This is a genomic window from Rossellomorea sp. SC111, assembly GCF_024733565.1.
Classification (GTDB): domain Bacteria; phylum Bacillota; class Bacilli; order Bacillales; family Bacillaceae_B; genus Rossellomorea.
The window spans coordinates 25,086-39,544 of the sequence record NZ_JANIOC010000021.1 but is presented as its reverse complement, the minus strand read 5'-3'; the positions used below and the strand labels follow the sequence as shown (position 1 = coordinate 39,544).

The window sequence follows — 14,459 nt, the reverse complement described above, 5'->3', positions numbered from 1 at the left end:
TTTTCCGGTATTATGTCCATATGTATACATGTTGGATAAATTGGAAAAGATTATAAAATAATAGTTCGTCATTTGAAAATGAGGTTTTATCATTAAAACCCTTTTTCTTTTTGTCTTGTGTAGAGTAGAAATCCTACTTTAAGGCATATAGACACAAACAAAACGCTTGATTTGAGGGGTGAATCAGTTGACAGGTCAACTAGTTCAGTATGGACGACACCGCCAACGCAGAAGTTTTGCGCGTATCAGTGAAGTTTTAGAATTACCGAATTTAATCGAAATTCAAACTTCCTCGTATCAATGGTTTCTTGATGAGGGGTTAAGAGAAATGTTCCGTGACATTTCTCCGATTGAGGACTTCACTGGTAATCTCTCTTTGGAATTTATTGACTATAGTCTGGGAGAGCCAAAGTACTCGGTGGAAGAATCAAAGGAAAGAGATGTTACTTACTCTGCACCGCTTAGAGTAAAAGTCCGTCTTGTGAACAAGGAAACAGGAGAAGTAAAAGATCAAGACGTATTTATGGGTGATTTCCCATTAATGACAGACACAGGTACGTTTGTCATCAATGGTGCTGAGCGCGTTATCGTATCTCAGCTAGTACGGTCACCTAGTGTTTACTTTAGTGGAAAAGTAGATAAGAACGGAAAGAAAGGGTTTACTGCTACCGTTATACCAAACCGCGGAGCTTGGCTTGAGTATGAAACAGATGCAAAAGATGTTGTATATGTGCGAATTGATCGAACTCGCAAACTACCGGTAACGGTTCTTTTACGTGCCCTTGGGTTTGGCTCTGATCAAGAAATCATCGATTTGATCGGTGATAATGAGTACATTCGTAACACGCTCGAGAAAGACAACACGGAAGGTATCGACAAGGCATTGCTCGAGATTTACGAGCGTCTGCGTCCGGGAGAGCCTCCTACAGTAGAAAATGCTAAAAGTTTACTCGTTTCTCGTTTCTTTGATCCTAAGCGTTATGACTTAGCAAACGTTGGACGTTACAAAATGAACAAAAAGCTTCACATTAAGAACCGTTTATTCGGTCAAACTCTAGCAGAAACTCTAGCAGATCCGGAAACGGGAGAGATTCTGGCAGAGAAAGGCACGGTTCTTGACCGTCGCGCCCTGGATAAGGTCATCCCTTATTTAGAAAACGGCATTGGTTTCAAAAACTACCAACAGTCCGGCGGCGTTTTAGAAGAAGACGTAGTTCTTCAATCTATCAAAATCTATTCTCCTAACGAAGAGGGAGATTTTGAAATCAACGTAATCAGCAATGCGTATGTTGAAGAAGAGGTTAAGTACATTACACCTGCAGATATCATCTCTTCCATTTCTTACTTCTTTAACTTATTACATGGAGTAGGACTTACAGATGATATTGACCATTTAGGTAACCGTCGTTTACGTTCGGTTGGTGAATTGCTTCAGAACCAATTCCGTATCGGTTTATCTCGTATGGAGCGTGTGGTCCGTGAAAGAATGTCCATTCAGGACACGAACACGATCACGCCTCAACAACTGATCAACATCCGTCCTGTTATTGCATCAATTAAAGAGTTCTTCGGAAGCTCTCAATTGTCTCAATTCATGGATCAAACGAATCCTCTTGCAGAATTAACGCACAAACGCCGTCTTTCTGCTTTAGGGCCCGGTGGATTAACACGTGAACGTGCTGGATTCGAAGTACGTGACGTCCATTATTCCCACTATGGTCGTATGTGTCCGATTGAAACACCTGAGGGTCCGAATATCGGACTGATCAACTCACTTTCCTCCTTTGCGAAGGTGAATAAATTCGGCTTTATCGAAACGCCGTATCGTCGTGTCGACCCCGATACCGGGAAAGTAACCGATCGTATCGATTACTTGACAGCAGACGAAGAAGATAACTATGTAGTGGCACAAGCGAACGCGCGTCTTGGAGATGACGGTGCATTCCTTGATGAAGAAGTCATCTCCCGTTTCCGCGGTGAGAATACGGTCATCAAGCGTGAACGCCTTGACTACATGGATGTATCTCCTAAACAAGTAGTATCAGCTGCGACAGCATGTATTCCATTCTTAGAGAACGATGACTCCAACCGTGCTCTTATGGGAGCGAACATGCAGCGTCAAGCAGTACCTTTGATGAACCCGGAATCACCGATCGTCGGAACAGGTATGGAACACGTATCTGCGAAAGACTCCGGTGCAGCCGTGATCTGTAAATACGAAGGTATTGTGGAAAAGGTTGAAGCGAAACAAGTTTGGGTACGTCGTGTGAAAGAAATCGATGGTCAGGAAGTAAAGGGTGACCTCGATAAGTATCGTATGCAGAAATTCATCCGTTCTAACCAGGGTACATGTTACAACCAGCGTCCGATCGTAAGTGAAGGCGACCGTGTAGTAAAAGGAGAAATCCTTGCTGATGGTCCTTCCATGGAGAAAGGTGAACTCGCCTTGGGACGTAACGTCATGGTTGGATTCATGACTTGGGATGGTTACAACTATGAAGATGCGATCATCATGAGTGAGCGTCTTGTAAAAGATGATGTTTATACTTCTATTCATATTGAAGAGTATGAATCTGAGTCCCGTGATACGAAATTGGGACCTGAAGAAATCACTCGTGATATTCCTAACGTTGGTGAAGATGCACTTCGCAATCTTGATGAGCGTGGAATCATCCGCATCGGTGCTGAAGTCAAAGATGGCGATCTCCTTGTCGGTAAAGTAACGCCTAAAGGTGTAACGGAACTGACTGCTGAAGAGCGTCTGCTTCACGCAATCTTCGGTGAGAAGGCCCGTGAAGTCCGGGATACATCCCTTCGCGTACCACATGGTGGCGGCGGAATCATCCTTGATGTGAAAGTCTTCAACCGCGAAGATGGCGATGAATTACCACCAGGTGTAAACCAGCTTGTACGTGTATACATCGTTCAGAAACGTAAGATCTCTGAAGGGGACAAAATGGCTGGTCGTCACGGTAACAAAGGTGTTATCTCAAGAATCCTTCCTGAAGAAGACATGCCGTTCTTACCAGACGGCACACCGATTGATATCATGCTTAACCCGCTTGGGGTACCATCACGTATGAATATCGGTCAGGTGCTGGAGCTTCATTTGGGAATGGCAGCAAGATACCTCGGTATTCATGTCGCTTCACCAGTATTTGATGGAGCACGTGAGGAAGATGTATGGGCAACAATTGAAGAAGCAGGTATGGCACGCGATGCCAAAACCGTTCTTTACGATGGTAGAACGGGTGAACCGTTTGATAACCGTGTATCAGTTGGAATCATGTATATGATCAAACTTGCTCACATGGTTGATGACAAACTTCACGCACGTTCAACCGGACCTTATTCACTTGTTACGCAACAGCCACTTGGTGGTAAAGCCCAATTCGGTGGACAGCGTTTCGGTGAGATGGAGGTATGGGCACTTGAAGCTTACGGTGCTGCTTACACTCTACAAGAAATTCTTACAGTTAAGTCCGATGACGTTGTGGGTCGTGTGAAAACATACGAAGCCATCGTCAAGGGTGAAAACGTTCCTGAACCTGGTGTTCCGGAATCATTCAAAGTTCTGATCAAAGAGCTTCAAAGTTTAGGTATGGATGTTAAGATCCTCTCTAGTAACGAAGAAGAAATCGAAATGCGCGACTTAGAGGACGAAGAAGAAGTACAACAAGCAGACACGCTAAATATCTCTGAATCTAATGCACAGGAATCCGAGACAGTAGGGTCTAAAGAATAAATTTAGAGCAATTAGGGTTAGAGCCTGTAGATTAAAAGGGAGGTAGGCCCCTTGCTAGATGTAAATAATTTTGAGTATATGAAAATTGGTTTAGCTTCCCCCGATAAGATCCGTTCATGGTCTTTCGGGGAAGTTAAAAAGCCCGAAACGATTAACTATCGTACATTAAAACCAGAAAAAGATGGTTTGTTCTGTGAACGTATTTTCGGTCCTACGAAGGACTGGGAATGTCACTGTGGTAAATACAAGCGTGTCCGTTATAAAGGCGTCGTTTGTGACCGCTGTGGTGTTGAAGTAACAAAGGCTAAAGTTCGTCGTGAACGTATGGGTCACATTGAACTTGCTGCCCCTGTATCTCACATCTGGTACTTCAAAGGAATCCCAAGCCGTATGGGTCTTGTATTAGACATGTCTCCACGTGCTTTGGAAGAAGTCATCTACTTCGCTTCTTATGTTGTAACAGAACCAGGTGATACGGCTCTTGAAAGAAAGCAACTTCTTTCTGAAAAAGAGTACCGTGCATACCGTGAGAAGTACGGAGTGAAATTCCAAGCTGCAATGGGAGCGGAAGCCATTAAAAAGCTTCTGCAGGACATCGACTTGGATAAAGAAGCTGATTTCTTGAAGGAAGAACTGAAAACAGCTCAAGGTCAGCGCCGTACCCGTGCAATCAAACGGTTGGAAGTAGTGGAATCTTTCAGAAACTCAGGGAATGATCCGGACTGGATGATCCTTGATGTCCTTCCTGTCATCCCTCCAGAGCTTCGCCCGATGGTTCAACTTGACGGTGGACGCTTTGCGACTTCTGACTTAAATGATTTATATCGTCGTGTTATTAACCGTAATAACCGTCTTAAGCGTTTATTGGACCTTGGTGCCCCGAGCATCATCGTTCAAAATGAGAAGCGTATGCTACAAGAAGCGGTGGATGCTTTAATTGATAATGGTCGTCGCGGCCGTCCAGTTACTGGACCAGGTAACCGTCCATTAAAATCCCTTTCACATATGCTTAAAGGGAAGCAAGGTCGTTTCCGTCAGAACCTTCTCGGTAAACGTGTTGACTATTCCGGCCGTTCAGTAATCGTTGTTGGACCTAACCTTAAGATGTACCAATGTGGTCTTCCTAAAGAAATGGCTCTTGAGTTATTCAAACCTTTCGTTATGAAAGAACTTGTTGAAAAAGGCCTGGCTCACAACATTAAGAGTGCGAAGCGCAAGATCGAACGCGTACAGCCGGAAGTATGGGATGTATTAGAAGGCGTCATCAAAGAACATCCGGTATTGTTAAACCGTGCACCTACCCTTCACAGACTTGGTATTCAAGCATTTGAACCAACTCTTGTCGAAGGTAGAGCGATCCGTCTTCACCCACTTGTATGTACTGCATACAATGCGGATTTCGATGGTGACCAAATGGCGGTTCACGTACCGCTATCTTCTGAAGCTCAAGCTGAAGCGCGCATGCTGATGCTTGCAGCTCAAAACATCCTAAATCCGAAAGACGGTAAACCGGTTGTTACTCCGTCCCAGGATATGGTATTAGGTAACTATTACCTGACACTTGAACGTGAAAATGCTGTTGGTGAAGGTATGATCTTCAATGATGCAAGTGAAGTCATCCTTGCATATCAAAATGGTTATGTACACTTGCATACACGTATTGCGATCCATGCAAGCACCATCAACAACAAAACGTTCACCGAGAAGCAAAACAAACAATTATTATTAACAACGGTAGGTAAAGTAATCTTCAACGAGATCTTACCTGATACATTCCCGTTCATCAACGAGCCAACAAGAACGAACTTGGAAGTTGCGACTCCTGAGAACTACTTTGTTGATCCGTCTACGGACGTGAAGGAAGTATTCCAAAGCCGTGAGTTAATCAACCCGTTCAAAAAAGGTTTCTTAGGGAATATCATCGCAGAAGTGTTCAAGAAGTTTGCCATCACAGAAACGTCTCGTATGCTTGATAAGATGAAGGACCTTGGATTCAAATATTCTACAAAAGCCGGTATTACGGTTGGTATCGCAGATATCGTCGTACTAGCGGAAAAAGAAGAGATCTTGATCGAAGCGCAAAGTAAAGTAGACAACGTATTGAAACAATTCAAACGTGGTCTCATTACAGAAGATGAAAGATACGATCGTGTTATCTCCATCTGGAGTGCTGCGAAAGATACGATTCAAGGTAAGTTAATGGCGACACTGGATAAACGCAATCCGATCTTCATGATGAGTGACTCAGGTGCCCGTGGTAACGCATCTAACTTCACTCAGCTTGCCGGTATGCGTGGACTGATGGCCAACCCGGCTGGTCGTATCATCGAGTTACCGATCAAATCAAGTTTCCGTGAAGGTCTGACGGTTCTTGAGTACTTCATCTCTACCCATGGTGCCCGTAAAGGTCTTGCCGATACTGCACTGAAAACAGCTGACTCAGGTTACCTGACACGTCGACTAGTTGACGTTGCCCAGGACGTCATCGTTCGTGAAGAAGACTGTGGAACGGACAGAGGCTTACTCGTAGGCTCCATTAAAGAAGGTACGGAAATCATCGAACCTCTTGAAGAACGTTTACTTGGTCGTTACTCACGCAAGACATTGCGTCACCCTGAGACAGACGAAATCATCATTACAGAAAATCAGCTGATCACAGAAGACTTGGCTAAGACGATCATTGATGCTGGCGTAGAACATGTTTCGATCCGTTCTGCCTTCACATGTAACACAAGACACGGTGTGTGTGAAAAATGTTACGGAACGAACCTTGCAACAGGTCAAAAAGTCGAAGTCGGGGAAGCTGTCGGTATCATCGCTGCTCAATCCATCGGGGAACCGGGTACTCAGTTAACGATGCGTACGTTCCATACAGGTGGGGTTGCAGGAGACGATATCACTCAAGGTTTACCGCGTATCCAAGAGATCTTCGAAGCGCGTAACCCTAAAGGTCAAGCTGTCATTTCTGAAATCGATGGTGTGATCACATCCATCAGTGAAGGGAAGGATCGTCAGTACGAAATTACCGTACAAGGTGATGTGGAAACGAGAAGTTACACAGCTCCTTACACAGCGCGCTTGAAGTTCGCTGTAAACGATAAGGTCGCACGCGGTCAGGAAATCACTGAAGGTTCGATCGATCCGAAAGAACTTCTTAAAGTCCGTGATGTGTCTGCCGTTCAAGAATACTTGCTTCGCGAAGTACAAAAGGTATATCGTATGCAAGGGGTTGAAATCGGCGACAAACACGTTGAAGTCATGGTCCGTCAAATGTTACGTAAAGTCCGCGTCATCGATGCTGGTGAATCTGAAGTACTTCCGGGTACTCTTATGGATATCCACCAATTCAGGGATGCGAACGAGAAAGCATTGTTCGGCGGTAAGCTTCCGGCAACAGGACGTCCTGTATTGCTCGGAATCACCAAAGCTTCACTTGAAACAGATTCCTTCTTATCCGCAGCATCATTCCAGGAAACAACTCGTGTGTTAACGGACGCTGCGATTAAAGGAAAACGTGATGAGTTACTAGGATTGAAAGAAAATGTTATCATTGGTAAGCTGGTTCCAGCAGGAACAGGTATGCAACGCTACCGTAAAGCAGAACCGGTGTTAGCAGAAGATACTAGTGAAGAAACAGTAACAGTAGAGTAATCTATTTAGGCTAACTCTTAGGCGGGTTTGATTACTCAAACAACAGGCTTAAGAGTTAGCTTTTATAAATCTTTTAAATCTTTGTTGACAGAGAGATTTTAAGATGATAATATATTCAAGGTTGCTCCTATTAATAACCTGTTACTTTGGAGGATATGAAATGTCTTATGAAAAAGTAGCGCAGGCTAATGAAATTATTGTAGGAACAAAGCAAGCAGTGAAAGCTCTAAAAACTGGTCATGTGCTCGAAGTTGTAATTGCGGAGGATGCTGATCCCAAGGTTACAGCAAAAGTAGTTAAGGCCGCGATTGATCTTAATGTACCGGTTAGCAAAGTGGATTCGATGAAGAAACTTGGTAAATCGTGCGGAATAGATGTTGGAGCAGCAGCTGTTGCGATTATACAGTAAAATAGTTTTTGTAGAAACGATCTACAAAAACTTTACTTTTACCCAAAAAAGAACCACCTGGATGTGTGGGCTTACCAAATAAGAAGGGAGGAAAACAAAATGCCAACTATTAACCAATTAGTTCGCAAGCCTCGTCAGTCAAAATCAACTAAATCAAAGTCACCAGCTCTTAACAAAGGTTATAACAGCTTTAAGAAGGTGCACACGAACTTGTCTTCTCCACAAAAACGTGGTGTATGTACTCGTGTTGGTACAATGACTCCAAAGAAACCGAACTCGGCGCTACGTAAATATGCACGTGTTCGTTTAACAAATGGAATCGAGGTTACTGCTTACATCCCTGGTATCGGACATAACCTTCAAGAGCACAGTGTTGTTCTTATCCGTGGAGGACGTGTAAAGGATTTACCGGGAGTACGTTATCACATCGTACGTGGTGCGCTTGATACAGCTGGAGTTGACGGCCGTATGCAAGGACGTTCTAAATACGGAACTAAGCGCCCTAAAGCAGCTAAAAAATAATAAAACTACTATAAATTCATTTCTCGTTGAAAGGAGGAAATCACATGCCACGTAAAGGTCCTGTAGCAAAAAGAGACGTTTTACCTGATCCAATGTACAATTCTAAATTAGTTACTCGTTTAATCAACAAAATCATGATTGACGGTAAAAGAGGTAAAGCTCAAAAGAAATTATACGCAGCGTTTGATATCATTAGCGAGCGTTCAGGTAAAGATGCAATGGAAGTATTCGATGCAGCTTTAAAAAATATCATGCCGGTATTAGAAGTAAAAGCTCGTCGTGTAGGTGGTTCAAACTATCAAGTACCTGTAGAGGTGCGTCCAGAGCGTCGTACTACATTAGGTCTTCGTTGGTTAGTAAACTACTCTCGTCTTCGCGGTGAGAAGACAATGGAAGAGCGTTTAGCTAACGAAATCCTTGATGCAGCTAATAACACTGGAGCTTCTGTCAAGAAGCGTGAAGATACACACAAGATGGCTGAAGCGAACAAAGCGTTTGCTCACTATCGTTGGTAATCTGACCTTAATCAAACAAACATTCTTATATAAGGAAGGAGAAAGACCGCATGCCTAGAGAGTTCTCCTTAGAAAACACTCGTAATATCGGTATCATGGCTCACATCGATGCCGGTAAAACAACTGCAACTGAGCGTATCCTATTTTATACAGGTCGTATCCATAAAATTGGAGAAACTCACGAAGGTGCTTCTCAAATGGACTGGATGGAGCAAGAGCAAGAACGTGGTATCACAATCACTTCTGCTGCTACAACAGCCCAATGGAAAGGCCATCGTATCAACATCATCGATACACCTGGACACGTAGACTTCACTGTTGAAGTTGAACGTTCCCTGCGTGTACTTGATGGTGCAGTAGCAGTACTTGATGCTCAATCTGGTGTTGAGCCTCAAACTGAAACTGTATGGCGCCAAGCAACAACTTACGGGGTTCCCCGTGTTGTGTTCGTTAACAAAATGGACAAAATCGGTGCTGACTTCCTTTACTCTGTAGGTACACTACATGAGCGTCTACAAGCTAATGCACATCCAATTCAGCTTCCAATCGGTGCTGAGGATGACTTCGAAGGAATCATCGACTTAGTAGAAATGAAAGCATATTTCTATGAAGATGACCTCGGAACTCGCGCAGAAGCTCGTGACATTCCTGAAGAGTACAAAGATCAAGCTGAAGAATACCGCGGAAAACTAATTGAAGCTGTATCTGAGCTTGATGAAGAGCTTATGATGAAGTACTTAGAAGGTGAAGAACTTTCTAACGATGAAATCAAAGCTGCTATCCGTGCGGCTACACTAACTGTCGAGTTCTACCCGGTAGTATGTGGATCTGCATTCAAAAACAAAGGGGTTCAATTACTAATTGACTCAGTTATCGACTATCTTCCAGCACCAACAGATGTTGAAGATATCAAAGGTTTTGTACCTGATTCAGAAGAAGAAGTAACTCGTCCATCTACTGACGATGCTCCATTCTCTGCATTGGCGTTCAAAGTTGCAACTGACCCTTATGTTGGTAAATTAACTTTCTTCCGTGTGTACTCTGGAACATTAGATTCTGGTTCATACGTAAGAAACTCTTCTAAAGGTAAACGTGAACGTGTAGGACGTATCCTGCAAATGCACGCTAACTCCCGTGAAGAGATCTCTACTGTTTACGCTGGAGACATTGCAGCAGCGGTAGGTCTGAAAGATACAAGTACTGGAGATACACTATGTGATGAAAAGAGCCTTGTTATCTTAGAATCCATGGTATTCCCAGAGCCGGTTATCTCTCTATCTGTTGAGCCTAAATCAAAGGCTGACCAAGATAAAATGACGACTGCTCTACAAAAACTTCAAGAGGAAGATCCAACATTCCGTGCGCACACTGACCAGGAAACTGGACAGGTCATCATTGCCGGTATGGGTGAGCTTCACTTAGATATCATCGTTGATCGTATGAGACGTGAATTCAAAGTAGAAGCAAACGTAGGTGCTCCTCAAGTATCTTACCGTGAGACTTTCCGTGATACGGCTAAAGTTGAAGGTAAGTTCGCCCGTCAATCTGGTGGACGTGGACAATTCGGACACGTTTGGATCGAATTCTCACCTAACGAAGAAGGTAAAGGATTCGAATTCGAGAACGGTATCGTTGGTGGTGTAGTTCCTCGTGAATACATCCCTGCAGTACAAGCCGGTCTATCTGACGCTCTAGAAAATGGTGTCTTAGCTGGTTTCCCACTTGTTGATGTTAAAGCAAGATTATTCGATGGTTCATACCATGACGTCGACTCCTCTGAGATGGCGTTCAAAATCGCTGCATCAATGGCACTTAAGAATGCTGCTTCTAAATGTAAGCCGGTCATCCTTGAGCCAATGATGAAAGTAGAGGTTGTTATCCCTGAGGAATACCTTGGAGATATCATGGGTGACGTTACTTCCCGTCGTGGACGCGTAGAAGGTATGGAAGCTCGCGGTAACGCTCAAGTCGTTAAAGCGTTCGTACCTCTATCAGAAATGTTTGGATATGCAACTTCCCTTCGTTCTAACACACAAGGGCGCGGAACATACTCCATGCACTTCGATCACTACGAAGAAGTACCTAAATCGATTTCTGAAGAAATCATCAAAAAAAATAAAGGTGAATAATTGATTTATTCGCTTTTATAAAGTATAAATACTAATGTAAGCAATTGTTGTGTCAGAGAGGGTGTTTAACCGTCTCTGAGACACCCAAAATATACTTATTTTCTTAAAATCAAAGGAGGATTTTCAAATGGGTAAGGAAAAATTTGATCGTTCCAAGCAACATGCGAATATCGGTACAATCGGTCACGTTGACCATGGTAAAACAACTCTAACAGCTGCAATCACAACTACACTTCACAAGAAGTATGGTCGTGGAACTGCAATGGCATATGACCAAATCGACGGTGCTCCAGAAGAAAGAGAACGTGGAATCACAATCTCTACTGCGCACGTTGAGTATGAAACTGATACTCGTCACTATGCACACGTTGACTGCCCAGGACATGCTGACTATGTTAAGAACATGATCACTGGTGCTGCACAAATGGATGGTGGGATCCTAGTAGTATCTGCTGCTGATGGCCCAATGCCACAAACTCGTGAGCACATCCTTCTTTCTCGTCAAGTAGGTGTTCCATACCTAGTTGTATTCATGAACAAATGTGATATGGTAGACGACGAAGAACTACTTGAATTAGTAGAAATGGAAGTTCGTGACCTTCTTTCTGAGTACGATTTCCCTGGCGATGATGTACCAGTAATCAAAGGTTCTGCTCTTAAAGCTCTTGAAGGAGATGCTGAGTGGGAAGCGAAAATCTTCGAACTTATGGAAGCTGTAGATAGCTACATCCCAACTCCAGAGCGTGACACTGACAAGCCATTCATGATGCCTGTTGAGGATGTATTCTCAATCACAGGTCGTGGTACAGTTGCTACTGGTCGTGTTGAGCGTGGACAAGTTAAAGTTGGAGACACTATCGACATCATCGGTCTTTCTGAAGAGCCTAAATCTACTACTGTAACAGGTGTAGAAATGTTCCGTAAGCTTCTTGACTATGCTGAAGCTGGAGACAACATCGGTGCACTACTTCGTGGTGTAGCTCGTGAAGATATCCAACGTGGACAAGTACTTGCTAAGCCAGGTACAATCACTCCACACACTAAGTTCAAAGCAGAAGTTTATGTTCTTTCTAAAGAAGAAGGTGGACGTCACACTCCATTCTTCACTAACTACCGCCCACAGTTCTACTTCCGTACAACTGACGTAACTGGTATCTGTAACCTTCCTGAAGGTGTAGAAATGGTTATGCCTGGCGATAACATCGAAATGACTGTTGAGCTTATCGCTCCAATCGCTATCGAAGAAGGTACTAAGTTCTCTATCCGTGAGGGTGGACGTACTGTAGGTGCTGGAGTAGTAGCTACAATCACTGAGTAATCAATGATATCAAAAACAGATGGACTTCATGTCCATCTGTTTTTTTGTGCGCATTTTTAATAAGAGGGGAGTAAATTACATGGACAAAACAAATTTGATCTAATCTAAAGGACAAAATGAATCGTTTTACTGACCCGCTGTTGATCTCCGTGCAAGACTTCGCTTTCCTCGGGCGGAAGGCGAGCCTCCTCGTCGCTATCGCTCCTGCGGGGTCTCACCTATTCCGCTTTTCCCGCAGGAGTCTTCGTCTTGCACTCCGATCAACAGCTGGCGACTGCAAGAATTCCATTATGTGCCTTGAATATATTTCACAAACCTTTGTCGAGTTCAATATTGAGAATAGAGACATGAATAAAAGATCGTACTTTACTCAGGCTGAAATTCTCTTACTTCACTCTTATCATGTGTGATGAATGAAGATACTTACACCTAAGAAAAGTGTAAATGTTTTTGACTTTCTTCTATATATAAAGGGGTTCATTATATTTTAAGTGAATGTCAATGAAGGTAGTCACTACATTCATACTTTTCGCACTCATATACAATTTAAACAACTGCTCTATATATACCAGTGAATTTAATAACCCATTGTTGATTGAAACGGAAGGCAGCTCGACTCCTGCGGGAAACGTGGAACAGAACGAAAAGCGGAGGCGGCTTGGTCAGGCCCGACAAGCATAAGGCGAATCAACCGGAAAGGCGATCTTTGCCTTTTTGGTTGATTTGATTTATGACCTCGAGAGACTAGCCGCCGCAGCTGGATCATGAGACCCCGCAGGGCGAAGCCCCGAGGAGGCTCACCGCCCACCCCGCGGAAAACGAGCTGACTGGTGTGGAAATCAACATGTACTTACATAAAGGAATATATCGTCTCTGACTAAAAAGCCATATTAATAATAATATTATCCGCTATATTAAATATTGTGAAAATAACACATAACCTTGAAAATTAAACGGTTCGTTTGTATAATAGAGAAAGTGTGCAAAACATAAAGAAATTGCAAGAAACCCTTGCTTCTTCTGGGTGTTTTAGTTATAATAGACAATGTTGGTCTTTGACTGCGATGAAACAGAAGGTTGCTGACACACACGGCCGCTTTGCCATGGCGAGTGTGTGGGAAATTTCTGTGGAGAATGTCTATTCAAAAATAGGCGATAAAGGAGGGAAAATAATGGCAAAACAAAAGATTCGTATCCGTTTAAAGGCTTATGATCACAGGATTCTTGATCAATCAGCTGAGAAAATTGTTGAAACAGCAAAACGTTCTGGTGCGGCGGTTTCAGGACCGATCCCACTACCGACTGAAAAGTCTATTTATACAATTTTACGTGCTGTGCACAAATACAAAGATTCTCGTGAGCAATTCGAAATGCGTACTCACAAACGCTTAATCGACATTGTAAACCCAACACCTCAAACAGTTGATGCGCTTATGCGTTTAGACTTACCATCAGGTGTAGATATCGAAATCAAACTTTAATTCATAAAAACCATAATAATTAGGAGGTGTGACTTATGACCAAAGGAATCTTAGGAAGAAAGATTGGTATGACTCAAGTTTTCGCTGAAAACGGTGATCTTATCCCTGTAACTGTTATCGAAGCTGCTCAAAACGTGGTACTTCAAAAGAAATCTACAGACGTTGATGGCTACGAAGCTATCCAAGTAGGTTTTGAAGACAAACGTGAAAAGCTTTCTAACAAACCAGAGAGAGGCCACGTTGCTAAAGCTGAAACTGCTCCTAAGCGCTTCATCCGTGAAATCCGCGGTGTAAACGTAGAAGAGTACGAAGTTGGTCAAGAAGTCAAAGTTGATATTTTCGCTGCAGGCGAAATCGTAGATGTAACAGGAGTTTCAAAAGGTAAAGGTTTCCAAGGTGCTATCAAGCGTCACAACCAATCACGCGGACCTATGTCCCATGGTTCTCGTTACCACCGTCGTCCCGGTTCAATGGGTCCTGTAGATCCAAACCGTGTATTCAAAGGTAAATTACTACCTGGACGTATGGGCGGAGAGCAAATTACAATTCAAAACCTTGAAATTGTAAAAGTTGATGCTGAACGTAACCTTATCTTAGTCAAAGGTAATGTGCCTGGACCTAAGAAACAACTGATCAAAGTAAAGTCTGCTATTAAAGCAAACTAATAGAACTTTTCAAGAAAGGAGGAA

9 protein-coding genes are annotated in these 14,459 nt (G+C 43.2%); all 9 read left to right on the top strand.

Annotation, left to right across the window (positions count from 1 at the left end):
* The first annotated feature begins 187 nt into the window (after window positions 1-187).
* Window positions 188-3,745, top strand: a complete 3,558-nt coding sequence (rpoB, locus tag NQ095_RS20630) for a DNA-directed RNA polymerase subunit beta (protein WP_034766001.1) — start codon at window positions 188-190, stop codon at window positions 3,743-3,745.
* 51 nt (window positions 3,746-3,796) lie between these two features.
* Window positions 3,797-7,396: a DNA-directed RNA polymerase subunit beta' gene (gene rpoC / locus NQ095_RS20625; protein WP_060674131.1), complete on the top strand. Its 3,600-nt coding sequence runs from the start codon at window positions 3,797-3,799 to the stop codon at window positions 7,394-7,396.
* Between the two features lie 160 nt (window positions 7,397-7,556).
* Window positions 7,557-7,805 carry a 50S ribosomal protein L7ae-like protein gene (locus NQ095_RS20620; RefSeq protein WP_258265261.1) on the top strand — a complete coding sequence of 83 codons (249 nt, stop codon included), beginning with the start codon at window positions 7,557-7,559 and terminating at the stop codon, window positions 7,803-7,805.
* Between the two features lie 99 nt (window positions 7,806-7,904).
* A complete protein-coding gene (gene rpsL, locus NQ095_RS20615; RefSeq protein WP_034765995.1) occupies window positions 7,905-8,327 on the top strand; it encodes a 30S ribosomal protein S12 in 423 nt (140 codons plus the stop codon).
* 44 nt (window positions 8,328-8,371) lie between these two features.
* Window positions 8,372-8,842, top strand: coding sequence for a 30S ribosomal protein S7 (gene rpsG, locus NQ095_RS20610; protein ID WP_034765993.1), 471 nt, complete (start codon window positions 8,372-8,374; stop codon window positions 8,840-8,842).
* Window positions 8,843-8,892: 50 nt separating this feature from the next.
* Window positions 8,893-10,971, top strand: coding sequence for an elongation factor G (fusA, locus tag NQ095_RS20605; RefSeq protein WP_258265260.1), 2,079 nt, complete (start codon window positions 8,893-8,895; stop codon window positions 10,969-10,971).
* 127 nt (window positions 10,972-11,098) lie between these two features.
* On the top strand, window positions 11,099-12,289 hold the full coding sequence (gene tuf / locus NQ095_RS20600; protein WP_034765989.1) for an elongation factor Tu: 1,191 nt from the start codon (window positions 11,099-11,101) through the stop codon (window positions 12,287-12,289).
* 1,172 nt (window positions 12,290-13,461) lie between these two features.
* On the top strand, window positions 13,462-13,770 hold the full coding sequence (gene rpsJ / locus NQ095_RS20595) for a 30S ribosomal protein S10 (protein ID WP_034676072.1): 309 nt from the start codon (window positions 13,462-13,464) through the stop codon (window positions 13,768-13,770).
* A 35-nt stretch (window positions 13,771-13,805) separates the two neighbouring features.
* Entirely contained in the window at window positions 13,806-14,435 is a 630-nt protein-coding gene (rplC, locus tag NQ095_RS20590; RefSeq protein ID WP_060674124.1) for a 50S ribosomal protein L3, read from the top strand.
* Window positions 14,436-14,459 lie beyond the last annotated feature (24 nt).

Coding starts and splice junctions, on each gene's coding strand:
- NQ095_RS20620 (WP_258265261.1), top strand. CDS start 7,557: ATGTCTTATGAAAAAGTAGCGCAGGCTAATGAAATTATTGTAGGAACA.
- rpsL (WP_034765995.1), top strand. CDS start 7,905: ATGCCAACTATTAACCAATTAGTTCGCAAGCCTCGTCAGTCAAAATCA.
- rpsG (WP_034765993.1), top strand. CDS start 8,372: ATGCCACGTAAAGGTCCTGTAGCAAAAAGAGACGTTTTACCTGATCCA.
- fusA (WP_258265260.1), top strand. CDS start 8,893: ATGCCTAGAGAGTTCTCCTTAGAAAACACTCGTAATATCGGTATCATG.
- tuf (WP_034765989.1), top strand. CDS start 11,099: ATGGGTAAGGAAAAATTTGATCGTTCCAAGCAACATGCGAATATCGGT.
- rpsJ (WP_034676072.1), top strand. CDS start 13,462: ATGGCAAAACAAAAGATTCGTATCCGTTTAAAGGCTTATGATCACAGG.
- rplC (WP_060674124.1), top strand. CDS start 13,806: ATGACCAAAGGAATCTTAGGAAGAAAGATTGGTATGACTCAAGTTTTC.